The 17515-nt window shown below is 62.3% G+C and carries 15 protein-coding genes; 8 read left to right on the plus strand and 7 right to left on the minus strand.

Annotated elements, in window-relative coordinates:
- Nucleotides 1-22: 22 nt before the first annotated feature.
- Entirely contained in the window at nt 23-310 is a 288-nt protein-coding gene (locus tag NKJ06_RS12275; RefSeq protein ID WP_352627916.1) for a succinate dehydrogenase assembly factor 2, read from the minus strand.
- A gap of 92 nt (nt 311-402) precedes the next feature.
- Between NKJ06_RS12275 and recG the strand changes: the two genes are divergently transcribed.
- Nucleotides 403-2511, plus strand: a complete 2109-nt coding sequence (gene recG / locus NKJ06_RS12280; RefSeq protein WP_352627917.1) for an ATP-dependent DNA helicase RecG — start codon at nt 403-405, stop codon at nt 2509-2511.
- On the opposite strand, the gene NKJ06_RS12285 is transcribed toward recG, so the two are convergent.
- The 6 genes from NKJ06_RS12285 to NKJ06_RS12310 all read right to left on the minus strand — a co-directional run bounded on the left by NKJ06_RS12285 (nt 2463) and on the right by NKJ06_RS12310 (nt 8372).
- Nucleotides 2463-3218, minus strand: a complete 756-nt coding sequence (locus NKJ06_RS12285) for a DUF502 domain-containing protein (protein ID WP_352627918.1) — start codon at nt 3216-3218, stop codon at nt 2463-2465. The two genes, recG and NKJ06_RS12285, sit on opposite strands and share 49 nt — an antisense overlap.
- 91 nt (nt 3219-3309) lie before the next feature.
- Nucleotides 3310-5133: a glutamine--fructose-6-phosphate transaminase (isomerizing) gene (gene glmS, locus NKJ06_RS12290; RefSeq protein WP_352627919.1), complete on the minus strand. Its 1824-nt coding sequence runs from the start codon at nt 5131-5133 to the stop codon at nt 3310-3312.
- A 178-nt stretch (nt 5134-5311) separates the two neighbouring features.
- Complete coding sequence (gene glmU / locus NKJ06_RS12295; RefSeq protein WP_352627920.1) at nt 5312-6670, minus strand: bifunctional UDP-N-acetylglucosamine diphosphorylase/glucosamine-1-phosphate N-acetyltransferase GlmU; 1359 nt, start codon at nt 6668-6670, stop codon at nt 5312-5314.
- Between the two features lie 135 nt (nt 6671-6805).
- On the minus strand, nt 6806-7348 hold the full coding sequence (locus tag NKJ06_RS12300; RefSeq protein WP_352627921.1) for a hypothetical protein: 543 nt from the start codon (nt 7346-7348) through the stop codon (nt 6806-6808).
- 1 nt (nt 7349) lies between these two features.
- Entirely contained in the window at nt 7350-7544 is a 195-nt protein-coding gene (locus tag NKJ06_RS12305; protein ID WP_352627922.1) for a hypothetical protein, read from the minus strand.
- An 81-nt stretch (nt 7545-7625) separates the two neighbouring features.
- Entirely contained in the window at nt 7626-8372 is a 747-nt protein-coding gene (locus NKJ06_RS12310; RefSeq protein WP_352627923.1) for a cytochrome c biogenesis CcdA family protein, read from the minus strand.
- A gap of 196 nt (nt 8373-8568) precedes the next feature.
- Here NKJ06_RS12310 and NKJ06_RS12315 point away from each other — a divergent pair, with 196 nt between their 5' ends.
- The 7 genes from NKJ06_RS12315 to NKJ06_RS12345 all read left to right on the plus strand — a co-directional run bounded on the left by NKJ06_RS12315 (nt 8569) and on the right by NKJ06_RS12345 (nt 17392).
- The gene (locus tag NKJ06_RS12315) at nt 8569-8946 is read left to right on the plus strand and encodes a COG4315 family predicted lipoprotein (RefSeq protein WP_352627924.1); all 378 of its coding nucleotides are present in this window, start codon (nt 8569-8571) and stop codon (nt 8944-8946) included.
- Nucleotides 8947-9314: 368 nt separating this feature from the next.
- The gene (gene topA / locus NKJ06_RS12320; protein WP_352627925.1) at nt 9315-11966 is read left to right on the plus strand and encodes a type I DNA topoisomerase; all 2652 of its coding nucleotides are present in this window, start codon (nt 9315-9317) and stop codon (nt 11964-11966) included.
- Between the two features lie 6 nt (nt 11967-11972).
- The gene (rnr, locus tag NKJ06_RS12325) at nt 11973-14291 is read left to right on the plus strand and encodes a ribonuclease R (RefSeq protein ID WP_352627926.1); all 2319 of its coding nucleotides are present in this window, start codon (nt 11973-11975) and stop codon (nt 14289-14291) included.
- Entirely contained in the window at nt 14291-14737 is a 447-nt protein-coding gene (locus tag NKJ06_RS12330) for a DUF983 domain-containing protein (protein WP_352627927.1), read from the plus strand. Before rnr ends, NKJ06_RS12330 begins: the two co-directional genes overlap by 1 nt.
- Before the next feature lie 86 nt (nt 14738-14823).
- The gene (locus NKJ06_RS12335) at nt 14824-15564 is read left to right on the plus strand and encodes an NUDIX hydrolase (RefSeq protein WP_352627928.1); all 741 of its coding nucleotides are present in this window, start codon (nt 14824-14826) and stop codon (nt 15562-15564) included.
- A 79-nt stretch (nt 15565-15643) separates the two neighbouring features.
- Nucleotides 15644-16822 (plus strand): MFS transporter, encoded by a 1179-nt coding sequence (locus tag NKJ06_RS12340; RefSeq protein WP_352627929.1) that lies wholly within the window; start codon nt 15644-15646, stop codon nt 16820-16822.
- Nucleotides 16823-16933: 111 nt separating this feature from the next.
- Nucleotides 16934-17392, plus strand: coding sequence for a YqfO family protein (locus NKJ06_RS12345; RefSeq protein WP_352627930.1), 459 nt, complete (start codon nt 16934-16936; stop codon nt 17390-17392).
- The last annotated feature ends 123 nt before the right edge of the window (nt 17393-17515 follow it).

The following is a 17515-nucleotide window of genomic DNA, read 5'->3' on the forward strand; positions in this document are numbered from 1 at the left end:
CTTTTCCTGGAATTGCTTGTGTTCAGAATGTCATTGGGTGGCGGAAAGCCAGGATCTTTTGCAGGACGGCACAATCGATATCCGCCGGGACCGGGCGTTCGCCGGTGACCATGGGCAGGAATTCGGTGTCGGGAATGTCGAGAAGCTTCTCATATTGGTCGATTTCCTCGCCGGTCAAGGCGCCGATCTCAGCGTCGGCGAAAGTGCCGAGGATCAGATCCATCTCGCGCATGCCGCGATGCCAGGAGCGAAACAGAAGCTTGCGGCGGCAGGCGTCCAGCCCCTCGCTTGATCTCGTCGTTCCAGTCATTGTGCCGCATCCTCACTTGCTGCGGCGCATATAGCGTGGATAGAAGGTGCTGTCAGCCTTGCGCTGTAACCGCCGCGACATAAGCTGACATCATGCGCCCCACCATCCTCGATCCGCTGTTTGTTCCGATCACCTCGCTTGCCGGCGTCGGGCCGAAGGTTGGCGCCCTGATCGAGAAGGTCGTCGCCGCCGATCTCGGTGATCGCGCCGCGCGCGCCGGCGACCTTCTGTTCGTGCTGCCGCACACCGTCATCGACCGCCGCAGCCGTCCGGGTATTGCCGGTTCGGCCGAAGGCCAGATCGTCACTCTCGACGTGCGCATCGACCGCCACCAGCCGCCGCCGCGCGGCAACAGGTCGGTGCCCTACCGGGTCTACGCCCATGACGACACCGGCGAGATCGCGCTGACCTTCTTCCATGCCCACGCTTCCTATCTCGAAAAGGCAATGCCCGAGGGCGAGCATGTCGTGGTCTCCGGCCGCATGGAATGGTTTAACGGCCGCCCGAGCATGGTCCACCCCGACCATATTGCGCTGGCCAGCGAAGCGGAAAACCTGCCGCTGGTCGAACCGGTCTATCCGCTCACCGCGGGGCTCTCAGGCAAGGTGCTGCGCCGGGCAATCGGCCAGGCGCTTGCGCGCGTGCCTGAATTTCCCGAATGGCAGGACGGCGCCTTCATGCGCCGGCACACATTTGCGGCCTTTGGCGATGCGCTCGCACGCATCCACAATCCGGCAGATCCGATCGACGTCTCCATCGACGGCGCCGCATGGCGGCGGCTCGCCTATGACGAGTTGCTGGCGGGCCAGGTATCGCTGGCGCTGGTGCGGGCAAAAGTCCGCCGCCTGTCCGGGCGTCCCCTGGTCGGCGATGGTCGCATCGCCGAGAAACTGCGCGCCGCACTGCCCTATTCGCTGACATCAAGCCAGGAGTTTGCGCTGGCCGAAATCAATGCCGACCTCGCCGATCCCGAACGCATGCTGCGGCTTTTGCAGGGCGACGTTGGCTCCGGCAAGACGGTCGTCGCGCTGCTCGCCATGGCGCGTGCCGTCGAGGCCGGCGGCCAGGCCGCCCTGATGGCGCCGACCGAGATCCTGGCGCGCCAGCATCTGGCGACGATCGCGCCGCTTGCCGCCAAGGTCGGACTGCGCATCGCCATTCTCACCGGCCGCGAAAAGGGCCGCGAGCGCACCGACACGCTGGCCGGTCTGGCCGGCGGCGAGATCGACATCGTCGTCGGTACCCACGCGCTGTTCCAGGAGACCGTGACCTTCCACGACCTGGTCTTCGCCGTCATTGACGAGCAGCACCGCTTCGGCGTCCATCAGCGCCTTGCCATCACCGCCAAGGGCGATGCACCAGACATGCTGGTGATGACGGCGACACCAATCCCGCGCACGCTGGTGCTGACCGCCTTCGGCGACATGGACGTGTCGAAGCTGACGGAAAAGCCGGCCGGCCGCCAGCCGATCCGCACCGTCACCTTGCCGCTGGAAAGGCTGGACGAACTGGTCGGCCGCATGGTCGACGCCGTCGCCGGCGGCCAGAAGATCTACTGGATCTGTCCGCTGGTCGAGGAATCCGAAGAGATCAAGCTGATGTCGGCCGAGGACCGTTTTGCCTCGCTGAAGCCGCTGTTCGGCGACCGCATCGGCCTTGTCCATGGCCGCATGAAGGGCACCGAGAAGGACGAGGCGATGCGCGCCTTCAAGCAGGGCGAGACACGCATCCTGATTGCCACCACGGTGATCGAGGTTGGCGTCGATGTGCCCGACGCCACCGTCATGGTCATCGAACATGCCGAGCGCTTTGGCTTGGCGCAACTGCACCAGTTGCGCGGCCGGGTCGGGCGCGGTGACAAGCCATCTTCCTGCGTACTGCTCTACAAGGACCCGCTCGGCGAAACCGCGAAGCGCCGGTTGTCGGTGATGCGCGAGACCGAGGACGGCTTCCTGATCGCAGAAGAGGACCTGAGGTTGCGCGGCGAAGGCGAATTGCTAGGCACCCGCCAGTCCGGCACACCAGGCTTTCAGGTGGCACGCATCGAGGTGCACGCCGATCTTCTGGAGGCTGCTCGCGACGACGCCAGGCTGATCCTGTCGCGCGATCCGGAGCTGCAATCAGACCGAGGCGAGGCGTTGCGCCTGTTGCTCTATTTGTTCGGCCGCGACGAGGCCGTGCGGCTCTTGCGCGCCGGCTGAGCCAATGCGGCAATCGACGGATTGGCAAGCATTCCCTCGATCGGCTCGCCGTTCACGACAACCATCTGCTTGACCTCGGGCGCCACCAGCCCGGCCGAGACGATCAGCTTGGCGCCGTCCTCAATCGTCATGTCGAGCAGCACGATGTCCGACTTCGGCACATACATCAGGAACCCAGTGGTCGGGTTCGGTGTGCAGGGCATGAAGACGGCAATCAGCGGATCGCCTGCCTGGTCGAGCTTCTGGTTGATCTCGGTCTCCTTCTCGCTGGCGACGAACACTAGCGACCAGACGCCCTTGCGCGGATATTCGACCAGCCCGACCTGGCGGAACATGTCGCCCTTGTTCGACAGCACGGTCTCGAAAATTTGCTTCAGCGAACCGTATATGCCGCGCACCAGCGGCATGCGTCCGAGCAGCCGCTCGCCGAAATTGACGATGGCGCGGCCGACTATGTTGGCCGTCAGGAAGCCTATCAGCGTGATCAGGATCAACGCGACGATCAGCCCGAACCCCGGCACCGGAAACGACAGGTAGGTATCGGGGCTGTAACGAGCCGGAATATAGGGCTTCACCCAGGAATCGACCCAGCCGATGAACGACCAGGCGATATAGGCGGTGATCGCCAGTGGCGCACAGACGACGAAGCCTGTGAGGAAATAGTTCCTCAGCCGGGTCACGCCGGAGGTCTTGGGGGCATCGGACATGGTTCACCGGGGCGCGGGTTGCAGCGCAACATAGTGAACCAGAGGGCGTATTGGAACTGCGAAGTTTTTAAAGGCGCCTGTTTAAAAGCGCCTATTCCACCGTCACCGATTTCGCCAGATTGCGCGGCTGGTCGACGTCCGTGCCCATGAACACGGCGGTGAAATAGGCGAGCATCTGGATCGGTAGCGCGTAGATGATCGGCGAGATGATTTCCGGCACGTCGGGCAGCACGATCGTCTCCATCGTCTTCACGCTCGTCAGTGCCGCACCCTTGCTGTCGGTGATCAGGATGATCTTGCCGCCGCGTGCCGCCACTTCCTGCATGTTCGACACGGTTTTTTCGAAAATGCGGTCATGTGGCGCGATGACGATGACCGGCATGTTCTCGTCGATCAGCGCGATCGGGCCATGCTTCAGTTCGCCCGCGGCATAGCCCTCGGCATGGATGTAGGAGATTTCCTTGAGTTTTAGCGCGCCTTCCATGGCCAGCGGGAAGTTGGTGTCGCGGCCGAGATAGAGCACGTTCTTGTAGTGCGCGAGCTCACGCGCGATCTTTTCGATCTGATGGTCGAGCTTCAGCACCTGGTTGGCAAAGCGCGGCGCTTCCGACAGTTCGCGCACGAAGATCTTTTCCTGCTCCTTCGAAATCGTTCCGCGCGCCACGCCGGCGCGCACGGCCAGCGATGCCAGTACCGAAAGCTGGCAGGTGAACGCCTTGGTCGAGGCGACGCCGATCTCCGGCCCGGCGAGCGTCGGCAGCACGACGTCGGATTCGCGCGCCATGGTCGATTCCCGCACATTAACGACGGCGCCGATCTTCATCCCCGCCTTGCGGCAGTAGCGCAGCGAGGCCAGCGTGTCGGCGGTCTCGCCCGACTGCGAGATGAAGAAGGCGGCATCGTTCTTCGACAGCGGCATTTCGCGGTAGCGGAATTCGGAGGCGACATCGATGTCGACCGGCAGCCGCGCGTAGCGCTCGAACCAGTATTTGCCGATCAGGCCGGCGAGATACGCCGTACCGCAAGCCGAAATCGCCAGCCGGTCGATATTGGCGAAATCGAAAGGTAGATCGAGTGGCTTGGAGGCGCCGCCGACAAAGTCGAGATAATTCGCCAGCGTGTGCGAGATCACTTCCGGCTGTTCATGGATTTCCTTCTCCATGAAGTGGCGCCTGTTGCCCTTGTCGACCATGAAGCTGGTCGAGAGAGACTGCTGGCGCTTGCGGTCGACCTTTGTGCCGTCGATGTCGAAGATGGTGACGCCGTCGCGGCGCACCACCGCCCAGTCACCATCTTCGAGATAGGTGATCGAATTGGTGAACGGGGCGAGCGCGATGGCGTCGGACCCTAAAAACATCTCGCCATCACCATGGCCGACAGCCAGCGGCGGACCGTTGCGGGCGCCGACGATCAGGTCTTCATCGCCCTTGAACATGATCGCCAGCGCGAAAGCGCCTTCCAGCCGCATCAGCGCCTGGTGCGCGGCATCAACTGGCTTCAGCCCCTTGGCAAGTTCGCGCGCCACCAGATGCGCCACGACCTCGGTGTCGGTCTGCGACGAGAAAGAATAGCCGTCGCGGATCAGTTCGTCGCGCAACTCGGCGAAATTCTCGATGATGCCATTGTGGACGATGGCGACGCCGTCGGAAAAATGCGGATGCGCATTGGTCTCGTTGGGTACGCCATGCGTCGCCCAGCGCGTGTGACCGATGCCGATCGTGCCGTCGAGCGGCTCGTCCTTGAGCCGGCGCTCGAGATTGATCAGCTTGCCTTCGGCGCGGCGGCGGGCAAGCTGGCCGTGCTCGATGGTGGCGACGCCGGCCGAGTCATAGCCGCGATATTCGAGCCGCTTCAGCGCATCGACGATGAGCGGCGCAACCTGCGAGTGGCCGACGATTCCAACGATACCGCACATGCAGACAGCCCCCGATTCCCCATGGAAAACCAGCGCTATTTAGGGATGGCCGGCCTACCGCGAAAGTCACATTGCATTTCGTCCCGTGTAACGGAACGCTTATTCCTGTCGATGCACTATGACAGACCGCTCTTGCAATCCCGTTACTGCATTCGTTCGCGTTTTTGCAAGGCCGGGCTTACTTTTTCTTCGCAGCAGCGGCCGAAGCAAACCGCTCGCGCAGCTCCTTGCCCTTGCCGGGGATCGTCTTCTGGCGGGCTCGGCCGAAGGCCAACGCGTCTTCAGGTACGTCTTCAGTGATGACGCTGCCAGAGGCGATATAGCCGCTCTTGCCTATGGTGACTGGCGCCACCAATGAGGAATTCGAGCCGACAAAGGCGCCCTCGCCGATGTCGGTGAAAAACTTCGAATATCCGTCATAATTGCAGGTGATGGTGCCGGCGCCTATATTGGCTCCCGCGCCGATCCGCGCATCGCCGATATAGGTCAGGTGATTGACCTTGGCGCCCTCCTCGATGACAGCCTGCTTGACCTCGCAGAAATTGCCGACTTTGGCCTTTTGCCTGAGATCGGCACCCGGCCGCAGCCGCGCGAACGGCCCGACATCGCAATTCGAAGCGATGGTGGCGCCTTCGATGTGGCTGAAGGCATGGATCTTGGCGCCGGTTGCGATCTTCACCCCTGGGCCGAACCAGACATTGGGTTCGACCACGGTGTCGGCGCCGATTTCGGTGTCGTGCGAGAAATACACGGTCTCGGGCGCAATCAGGGTCACGCCCGACAGCATTGCCTCATGGCGGCGGCGCGCCTGCCAGATGCCCTCGGCTTGCGCCAGTTCGGCGCGGTTGTTGATGCCGAGCGCGCTTTCGAAACTGGCTTCAGTGGCTACGACGTCCAGCCCCCGCGCGCCGGCGATCTCGACAATGTCGGTCAGGTAATACTCACCCTTGGCATTCTTGTTGCCAACCGCGTCGAGCAGGTTCAGCGCGTGCGCACCGGCCACCGCCATCATGCCGGCATTGCAGAAGGTGATTTTCTTTTCCTCCTCCGAGCAATCCTTCTCCTCGCGGATGGCGACCAACTTGCCGTCTTTTTCGATCAGCCTGCCATAGCCGATCGGATTGGGCGGACGGAAACCGATGACGACGACGGCAGCACCTTCCGCCAGTTTCAGCCGCGCCACGATGAGCGCATCCGCGTCGATCAGCGGCGTGTCACCGAACATCACCAGGATATCGTCATAACCCTTTGATATCGCTTCGCGCGCGGCCAACACCGCGTGCGCTGTGCCAAGGCGCTTTTCCTGCACGAAGGTCTCGGCCTTTGGCGCGAATTTTTGGGCAGCCTTGCGCATCTCGTCCGCCCCGTGTCCGATCACCAGCGCCTGGCTGCCGGCGCCGGCGGCTTCGGCCGCCTTCACCACATGCGCAACCATCGGCAGCCCGGCGATCTGGTGCAGCACCTTGGGCAGCGCACTCTTCATGCGCGTGCCCTCGCCGGCGGCGAGAATGACGGACAGGCAGGATCTCTGGCTCATGGATGGACAACCATATGAAAGGGTTGGGAATCAAAGCATGCTAGCAGTGGCGCCATGCTGCACCAATGCGGTTAAATTCGGGTGAGACGGGAAGAACTGCCGGAACTTTGTCAACCGACGGAGGAGGACGGAAACTCAGTCATCAACGAGATTACCTTGGTCATCCAACCGTATTCGCAACCTGCTAAGAATCTTAATGACCAGCGACTCGTCTTGGCTTTGGGCGATCAAGCCCTCAAAAAAAGCGCGGCGTTGCGAAAGCAACGCTCGAGTATCCGAGGTGCACGTTAGCCCAGCGGCCTTCCGTTCGACGAATTGATATCGATCATCCATCACGGCCCTTATGTCGACGGATTCTGAAACGCAAGGCGCCAGCAGCTCCATAAACTCCAAAGCTCTCACGTTTCCTTCAAGCATTTCATTTGAAAACTTTGTGTCTCCGCAAAGCTTATACATATAGATCTGAGCAGCACTGTCTTCTAAGCGCTTTTCTATTGATCGTTTGAAGCAGCCTGGGCCGAATTGTTGATACTCGGGCTCTTTGGCCGCTTGGCCACATAGGACCGATTCTATTAGTTCCTTTTTATCGACTGATATAAGACAGCTATGAGATTCCGCGCCACTCGAAGCAGATGACATGACGAGAAAAATTAACGTCAAAATTCTACCAAGCAGCATTTCAGCACGCAGAAGAAAAAAAGGACTTCAGCAGTCCGAATCCAGGAATGATGACGGAAAGCACCCAATCCCAACCATCAAGTTTGCGCGAATTGCATGACAGCGCCATGATGATGGTTCCGCCGGGAAAATATATAACCAACATCAACAAAAAAATTGCGAAACCGGCAACGCTATCAAACAAGCCTTTCAGCATTTGAAGGGTCCCTCCACCTGCCGTATTTTGTATTTTATTCTAACCGCGATCAAGAGGTTAATAGCAAACCAACATGGTCGCCTACCCCAGCCGTCCCAGCACAGGAAAATTCTCCAGCAGCCAATACGACACGGTCTGCACGCCACCGGTGAGGAAAAACACGCCGGCGACGATCAGCAGCGCGCCGATCGCCTTTTCGACGCGGCCGAGATGGACGCGGAATTTGCTGAGGAAGCGCATGAAGGCGCCGGAAAACAGAGCGGCGATCAGGAACGGGATGCCCAAGCCGAGCGAATAGGCGGCAAGCAGCAGCGCGCCCTCGCCCACCGTCTCACGGCCGCCGGCCAGCGTCAGGATCGGTCCCAGCACCGGGCCGATGCACGGCGTCCAGCCGAAGGCGAAGGCCAGTCCCATGACATAGGCGGCGATCGCGCTTGCCGGCTTGCCCTGCGACTGGAAGCGCGCCTCGCGCGACAGCAGCGGAATGCGCAAGATGCCGAGGAAGTTCAGGCCCATCAGGATGATCAGCACACCGGCGCCCATCGCCAGTTGTTCCTGCCAGACCCGCAGCAGCCGGCCGATGGTCGAGGCGCCGGCGCCCAGCGCGACAAAGACGGTCGAGAAGCCCAGCACGAAGGCGATCGAGGAGTAGAGCAGCGCACCGCGCGCGCCGTCGCGCGCCGCCGCACCCGCATTGCCGCGGAAATCGTCGACCGAGACGCCTGCCATATAGCAGAGATAGGGTGGCACCAGCGGCAGCACGCAAGGCGACAGGAACGAGATCGCCCCCGCCCCGACCGCGCTGACATAGCCGATGTCCAATGCCATTTCCGAGAACTCCAATACCGTTACGCCGATATAGCGACGCGCAGCCTTGTCCACCAATCACCATTGTGTTGGCAAGATCATCCCTTGATCATCCCTGGCCGACGCTCTGCCGGGGAAGAAACGACGGTCCGCAGGCGTTGATACAGTGAGGCCGCGATTTCCCGCGCGTCTCCAGATATCAGTCAGGGAGATTTTCATGAAAACCATAACCGTAGGGTTGGCAGCGCTTCTGCTCAGCACCGCTGCCTCCTTCGCCGCCGATGCGTGGAAGGAAGCCGAGGTCAATGGCACCAAGATCTACACCGACGCCAACGGCATGACGCTTTATACCTATGACAAGGACGAGAAGGGCAAGAGCAACTGCTACGACAAATGCGCCACCAACTGGCCGCCGCTGAAGGCCGAAGCCGGCGCCAAGGCGGACGACGAATGGAGCGTTGTCGACCGCACCGACGGCACCAAGATGTGGGCCTATGACGGCAAGCCGGTCTATACCTTCATCAAGGACAAGAAACCCGGCGATGTCACCGGAGATGGTGTCGGCGAGGTCTGGCATATCGTCAAGGCCGACTAGCTTCTCAATCCGGGTTCTGCCGCTGGCGGAACTTCGGTCGGCTGCCGGGTGTCCCTCCAAACCCGGCGGCCAGCACCAAACAACCTGTCATAGCGCCGCCCTCATGCGATATCCCAGCCGGCGTTTCTGCGACTCGGCGGAAAAATGAATCGCATCGTTTTCCGACGACTCGGGCCCGCCATCGCCGCAATCCAAATTCTGTGATTTTCTCCATACACTCTAAGAGTGTATTGCTGCGGAGGGCCCCGCAATTTGGGCGCTTCCCCTTGACCGGATGCAAAAGCGCGGCCATGTGAGCGACAAATAGAACGAGATTTCGTCGCGCGCAGCGGAATTCTTCTGCCGCACCACAGCTGATATGAGACCTCATGGACGTCGTCGTCGTCGAATCGCCGGCCAAGGCAAAGACCATCAACAAATACCTCGGCAAGAACTACAAGGTTCTGGCCTCGTTCGGCCATGTCCGCGATTTGCCGGCCAAGGATGGCTCGGTGCGTCCGGACGAGGATTTCGCCATGTCCTGGGCGGTCGACACCGCCTCGGGTAAGCGGCTTGCCGATATCGCCAAGGCGGTCAAAGATGCCGACGGCCTGATCCTCGCCACCGATCCGGATCGCGAAGGTGAAGCCATCTCCTGGCATGTGCTGGAGGTGCTGAAGCAGAAGCGCGCACTGAAGGACAAGCCGGTCAGCCGCGTCGTCTTCAACGCCATCACCAAATCGTCGGTGCTGGAAGCAATGGCCAATCCGCGCCAGATCGATGCGCCGCTGGTCGATGCCTATCTCGCCCGCCGGGCGCTGGATTATCTCGTCGGTTTCACGCTGTCTCCAGTGCTGTGGCGCAAGCTGCCGGGCGCCCGCTCGGCCGGCCGCGTCCAGTCGGTTGCACTGCGTCTGGTCTGCGACCGCGAATCCGAGATCGAGCGCTTCATCCGCGAGGAATACTGGCAGATATCAGCTCTGCTCGGCACGCCGCGCAACGAGAATTTCGAAGCGCGGCTGACCGCCTTCGACCGCAAGAAGCTGCAAAAGCTCGACATTTCCAACAAGGCGCAGGCCGACGACATCAAGACGATGCTCGAAGGCGCGACCTTCAAGGCCGTGTCGGTCGAAGCCAAGCCGACCAAGCGCAATCCCGGCCCGCCCTTTACCACCTCGACGCTGCAGCAGGCCGCTTCATCCGGCCTTGGCTTCTCGGCCAGCCGCACCATGCAGGTGGCACAGCGGCTCTATGAAGGCATGGAGATCGGCGGCGAGACCACCGGCCTGATCACCTATATGCGAACCGACGGCGTGCAGATGGCACCCGAGGCGATCGACGCCGCACGCGATGCAATCGCCAAGGAATTCGGCCCGAAATACCTGCCGGAAAAGCCACGCCTTTACACGACCAAGGCCAAGAATGCCCAGGAAGCGCACGAAGCGATCCGCCCGACGGATTTCATGCGCACTCCGGCATCGGTCAGGCAATATCTCGATTCCGACCAGATGCGCCTCTATGAGTTGATCTGGAAGCGCGCCATCGCCAGCCAGATGCAGCCGGCTGAGATCGAGCGCACCACCGCCGAAATCGAGGCGGTCAACGGTGCGCGCACAGCCGAGCTTCGCGCCATCGGCTCGGTCGTTCGCTTCGACGGCTTCATTGCCGCCTACACCGACCAGAAGGAAGATGACGCGGAAGACGAGGAAAACCGTCGCCTGCCCGAAATCCGCGCCGGCGAGCAGCTTGCCCGCCAGGCGATCAATGCGACCCAGCATACCACCGAGCCGCCGCCGCGTTATTCCGAGGCTTCGCTGATCAAGAAGCTGGAAGAGCTCGGCATCGGCCGGCCTTCTACCTACACGGCGATCCTGAAGACGCTCGAGGATCGCGACTACGTCACCATCGACAAGCGCCGGCTCGTGCCGCAGGCCAAGGGCCGGCTGCTGTCCGCCTTTCTCGAAAGCTTCTTCAAGCGCTACGTCGAGTACGACTTCACCGCGTCCCTTGAGGAAAAGCTCGACGAGATTTCCGACGGCAAGCTCGCCTGGAAGGATGTGCTGCGCGATTTCTGGAAGGATTTTTCGGGCGCCGTCGGCGACATCAAGGAGCTGCGCGTCACCGACGTGCTCGATGCGCTCAATGAGGAACTGGCGCCCCTGGTGTTTCCCGCGCGCGAGGATGGCTCCAATCCGCGCATCTGCCCGAAATGCGGCACCGGCAATCTGTCGCTGAAACTCGGCAAGTTCGGCGCCTTCGTCGGCTGCTCGAACTATCCCGAATGCTCCTTCACCCGCCAACTCGGCGACGCCGCCAATCCGAACGGCGAGAATGGCGGCAGCGAAGACGGCACCAAGGTCATCGGCAAGGATCCGTATACGTCAGAGGAAATCACGCTGCGGAGCGGCCGCTTCGGCCCCTACCTGCAGCGCGGCGACGGCAAGGAAGCCAAGCGCTCCAGCCTACCCAAGGGCTGGACGGCAGAATCGATCGATCACGAGAAGGCGCTGGCGCTGCTGTCGCTGCCGCGCGATGTCGGCCAGCATCCGGAAACGGCCAAGATGATCTCGGCCGGGCTCGGCCGCTACGGCCCGTTCGTCCTACATGACGGCACCTACGCCAATCTCGACAGCATCGAGGACGTGTTCTCGATCGGACTGAACCGCGCCGTGTCGGTGATCGCCGAGAAGCAGTTGAAGGGCAAAGGCGGCCGCAATGGCGGCACTGCCGCTGCGCTCAAGGAGCTTGGCGAGCACCCCGATGGCGGCGGCAAGATCGTCGTACGCGACGGCAAATACGGACCCTACGTGAATTTCGGCAAGGTCAACGCCACCCTGCCCAAGGGCAGGGATCCGCAATCGGTGACCATAGAGGACGCGCTTGCGCTGATTGCCGAGAAGGAAGCCAAGGGTGGCGGCGGCAAGAAGCCGTTCCGCAAGGCGGCAGCGGCCAAGGCCCCGACGACCAAGAAAACGGCAGCCAGGAAAACGGCGGCCCAAAAGCCGGCTGCGAAGAAGCCGGCCGCGAAGAAAAAAGGATAGGACGGCGTGGCGCGCAAGATCACCGGTAGAACCCACGGCGATCCGCGCACCGCCGACACCAGGGCCAAGGTCAAGGACGACTATCGGCCATCGCGCGACGAAATCCTGCGCTACATCGCCGAAAATCCCGATCGCGCCGGAAAACGCGACATCGCCAAGGCGTTCGCGCTGCGCGGCGACGACCGCATCTGGCTGAAGGATCTGCTGCGCGACCTGCAGGACGAAGGTTTTCTGACCAAGGAGCGCAAGGGGTTGGCTCGCGTCGGTGCCCTGCCCCACGTCACGGTCCTCGATATTTTTGACCGTGACGCCGATGGCGTGCTGTTGGCGCGTCCCACCGAACACACAGCCAATGGACCGCCACCCATCGTTTCCATCCGCCTGTCGCGCAGTGGTGGTGGACCGGCGCCCGGCATTGGCGACCGCGTGCTGGCCAAGACCTTTCCCGCCGACGAGACGAATGTCGCCCTGGGTGGCCCGGCATACACCGGACGGGTGGTAAAGATTTTCGAAAAACGCAGCGATGCCGTGCTCGGTGTCTTTCGCATTCTGCAGGACGGCACCTTCCGCATCGAACCGGTGGAACGGCGCCAGCCAGAACTGATCGTCGACAAGGAATTCCAGAACGGCGCCAAAAGCGGCGACCTGGTCGAGGTCGAGCCCGCGCGCGCCTCCCGCTATGGCCTGCCGAGAGCCAAGGTGCTCAACGTGCTGGGTTCGCTGACCAGCGAAAAGGCGGTCTCGATGATCGCCATCCACGCGCACGACATTCCGCATATCTTTCCGGCCGACGTCATCGCCGAATCCGAAGCCGTCAAGTCGGCAACGCTTGCCCACCGCGAGGACTGGCGCGACCTGCCGCTGGTCACCATCGATCCGGCCGACGCCAAGGACCATGACGACGCCGTTTTCGCCACGCCGGATCTCGACGAGAAGAACCCCGGCGGCGTAGTCGCCACGGTGGCGATCGCCGATGTCGCGGCCTATGTGCGCTATGGCACCGCGCTCGACCGCGAGGCGCTGAAGCGCGGCAATTCGGTCTATTTCCCGGATCGCGTGGTGCCGATGCTGCCCGAGCGCATCTCCAACGATCTCTGCTCGCTGCGCGAGGGCCAGGATCGCCCGGCGCTGGCGGTGCGCATGATCTTTTCGGCCGAGGGCCGCAAGCTCAGGCACTCCTTCCATCGCGTCATGATGAAGTCGGCGGCAAAGCTCGCCTATAGCCAGGCACAAGCAGCGATCGACGGCGTGCCGGACGAGAAGACCGGCCCGATCCTCGATACGGTGCTGAAGCCGCTGTGGGATGCCTATGCGACCCTCAAGCATGGCCGCGAGGGCCGCCAGCCGCTCGAACTCGATCTGCCGGAGCGCAAGATCCTGCTCAAGCCGGACGGCACCGTCGATCGCGTCATCGTGCCGGAGCGGCTCGATGCCCACAAGCTCATCGAAGAATTCATGATCCAGGCCAATGTCGCGGCAGCCGAGACGCTGGAGGCGAAGAAGCAGGAGTTGGTCTACCGCATCCATGACGCGCCATCTCTCGCCAAGCAGGAATCGCTGCGCGAGTTCCTGCAGACGCTTGGCCTGTCGCTGGCGCGCGGCGCGCAGATGCAGCCGAGCCAGTTCAATGGCATCCTGGAGCGCGTGCGCGGCGCCGACAATGAGGGCTTGGTCAACGAAGTGGTGCTGCGCTCGCAGAGCCAGGCCGAATACTCGCCCAAGAACATCGGCCATTTCGGTCTGAACCTCAGGCGCTACGCTCACTTCACCTCGCCGATCCGGCGCTACGCCGATCTGATCGTGCATCGCGGACTTATTGCCGCACTCGGCCTTGGTCCGGGCGGGCTGACGCAGGACGAAGCGGCACGGCTCGAAGACGTCGCGGTGCTGATCTCAGGCACGGAACGCCGCGCAATGGCGGCAGAGCGGGACACGGTCGACCGTCTGGTCGCCGCCTATCTTGCCGAGCGCATCGACGACCGTTTCGACGCCCGCATCTCCGGCGTCACCAAATCAGGACTATTTGTCCAATTGCCGCAGTACGGCGCGGATGGTTTCATCCCGGTGTCAACATTGAACGGCGATTACTATATCTACGACGAAACGGCCCGCTCCCTGTTCGGAGAACGCTCGGGCAAAGGCTACCAGCTCGCGGACCGCGTCGAGGTCCGGCTTGTCGAGGTGGCGCCGATGGCCGGCGCGATGCGCTTCGAGATGTTGACCGATCCGAAGCCTTTGCCGGGCTCCAAGCGGTCGTTTCACAAGGCCAAGGGCCGCGCCCGCGCGTCGCAATCGCGACCGGGTTCGCGCGGCAGGAGACGATGATGACAACAGCCACGGAAGAACAGGTTTTCGGCGGAGAACATCACTCGGGCCGGGCTGCCCGCCCGCTGTGGACGGCGATGAAGCGCGGCCTGCTCGGCCGCTGCCCGCATTGCGGCGAAGGCAAGCTGTTTCGCGCTTTCACCAAGACCGTCGACACATGCAGTGTCTGCGGCGAGGAACTGCATCACCACCGCGCCGACGACCTGCCTGCCTATCTCGTCATCGTCATCGTCGGTCACATTGTGCTCGGCGCTTTCATGGGTGTGGAGGCGACATCCACCCTATCGACGTGGCAGCACATCGCCATCTGGGTGCCGCTGACCATCCTTCTGTCGGTCGCGCTGTTGCAGCCGGTCAAGGGTGCTGTCATCGGACTGCAATGGGCCTTCTATATGCACGGCTTCGGCGGCGAACACGACGTGATCGAGCCGCATCCAGAAGTCTGAGTCGCAGCCAAGATTGCGGCCTGGCGCAACATACCGACCGTGAAAGGCCACTTTCGCTTGCCAGAAGTTTCCGTTAGTTCGTGCGCATGGACGGTATGACCAAGGCGGAAGTCGACAAGATCGAGCGGAGCATGATCGCCCAAAGCGACCAGCCAATTCGCCCCCGTGATGCCGCGACGCTGATCCTGCTCGACCGCAAGGGCGATGACGTGCTGGTTCTGATGGGCCGCCGCCATGCCGGTCACGCCTTCATGCCAGGCAAGTTCGTCTTTCCCGGCGGCCGCACCGACCCGGCCGACAGCCGCATCCCGGTCGCCGCCGCATTGCACCCTGAGCAGGAAGCCAGGCTGATCGCCGGGCCGGGCCGCACAAGCCCCGCACGAGCCCGCGCCATCGCCTTGTCGGCCATCCGCGAGACCTATGAGGAAGCCGGGTTCCTGATCGGCCGCAAAGGCGCTTTCGCCACGGCCAGGGCCGATTGGCAAGGTTTTGCCGAACACGGCGTGCAGCCCTCTCTAGACATGCTGCGCTTCGTTGCGCGCGCGATCACGCCGCCCAACCGGGTGCGCCGCTTCGACACACGCTTCTTCAGCGCCTGGCGCGACGATGTCGCGGTCGAACTGCCGGGTGGCGGCCCGACCAACGAACTCGAAGAGCTGGTCTGGCTGCCACTTGCCAAGGCCCGGGAAGCCGACATACCCGACATCACCCGAATGATCCTGGACGAGCTACAAAAGCGCCTCGCCCATGATCCGCTGTTGCGTCCAGGCGGCCCAGTGCCCTTCTACCGGCTTGTCCGCAACCGCTTCACCCGCGAACTTCTCTAGAGCAATTCCAGGAAAAGTGTGACGCGGCTTTCCGTCCGGAATTGCGTAAGATCAAAAAGACAGAGTATTCAGCATCCCCATGACGGTCGATACCCAACAACAGGGCGACGAACGCGTACACTGGCTGCCTATGGTGGCGGCAATCTCGTCGATCAGCGTCGTCGGCATTGCCATCGGCCTTGGCATGCCATTGCTCAGCGTCATCCTCGAAACACGCGGCCATTCGGCCTCGATGATCGGCCTCAACACGGCCGTCGCCGGTCTCGCCTCGATCGCCGGAGCGCCGCTCGCCACACCGCTCGCCATGCGCTTCGGTGTCGCCTGGACCATGATTGCCATGATCGCCACCGGCGCGCTGGCCTTTGTCGGCTTCCATTTCGCGCCGGATTTCTGGATGTGGTTCCCATTGCGCATCGTGTTGCACATCGCGCTGACGGTGCTGTTCATCCTGTCTGAATTCTGGATCAGCACCTCGGCGCCGCCACACCGGCGCGGCCTTGTCCTCGGCATTTACGCCACGGTTCTGTCGCTCGGCTTTGCCGCCGGGCCGTGGCTGTTCGCCCATCTCGGCAGCTCCGGCTTCAGGCCGTTCGGCGTCATCATCGGATTGGTGGCGCTGGCAGCCATACCGGTGCTGGCGGCGCGCAACGAGAGCCCGACCATTGTCTCCGACGGCGAGACCAGCAATTTCCTGCGCTACATCTGGCTGGTGCCGTCGGCGACCGCCGCCGTGCTGGTGTTCGGCGCGGTGGAAACCGGAGGCTTTGCGCTGTTCCCCATCTACGGCAGCCGCATCGGCTATTCCGAAGCCGACGCAGCCCTGCTCCTGACCATGATCGGGCTCGGCAATGTGCTGCTGCAGATTCCCATTGGCATGATCAGCGACCGCGTCAGCGACCGCCGCTATCTGCTGATTGCTTGCGCCGCCGTCGGCCTTGCCGGCACGGTCTTCATGCCCTTTTTCGCGCAGAATTGGCATCTGATGGCGGCACTACTGTTCGTCTGGGGCGGCGTCGTCGCTGCCATGTACACGATCGGCCTTGCCCATCTCGGCTCGCAGCTTTCAGGCCATGAACTGGCGTCGGCCAACGCCGCCTTCGTGCTGTGCTACGGCGTCGGCATGGTTCTCGGTCCGCAGGCGATTGGCATCGGCATGGATGCATTCGGTCCAACCGGCTTCGGTTGGTCGCTCGGCCTGTTCTTCGCCGCCTATATCGGCCTGGTTTGCGTCAGGCTTATCCGCAAGGTTCTCCTGTAGCGCCAACTGCCGCCAACTCTGAATTGGCGTGGCATGGCGACAGGCTGCTGACAGAACCGTGTCAGGAGCCCAGGGCTAAAAGGGTGTCCTAAAACACATGAGGACACTTCCATGATCGATAGCGGCTTTGAAACCACATCGTTGCGAATGACACTGCTTCTGCTTGTGACCTTCCAGGCTCCAGCCGCCGACGTGGACCGCATCATGGACGCAGTGGTGGCGATAGTGCCGCTGGCCATGGGCAAATATGACCGCAACGCCTATCAGTCGGCGCATGGCATCGAGCGCAACAGGCCGCTTGACGGCGCGGCCGCCGGCGCCGAAACGGAACTGCGGCGGCGCCCCGGCACGGTCGAGGTTTCGTTCGAACTGCCGGACGACCAGACGCTGGCCGCCCGCGTCGTCGAAGCGATTTTCCAGGCGCACTCCTATCAGGAACCGGTGATCCGCATTCAGCCGATCCTGGCCAGCCGCTCCAAGGGACTGGACGACCGCGCCAATCCGAATCGCTGGTGGAACACGACCGGGGACTGGAAGAAGGTTGCGGCACCTGCTACGCAAACCGCATAATTTCCGCTCACCAGGCGGCTCAGGCACGTCGCACAAGGCCAGGGGAATCGCTTCAGGTTAACGTTGATTTTTGACGGATGAGATTTTCGAGATAATCGGCGTTGAGATTGGCGAGTTTTCGTC

Source organism: Mesorhizobium sp. M0293, assembly GCF_040321735.1.
GTDB lineage: Bacteria > Pseudomonadota > Alphaproteobacteria > Rhizobiales > Rhizobiaceae > Mesorhizobium.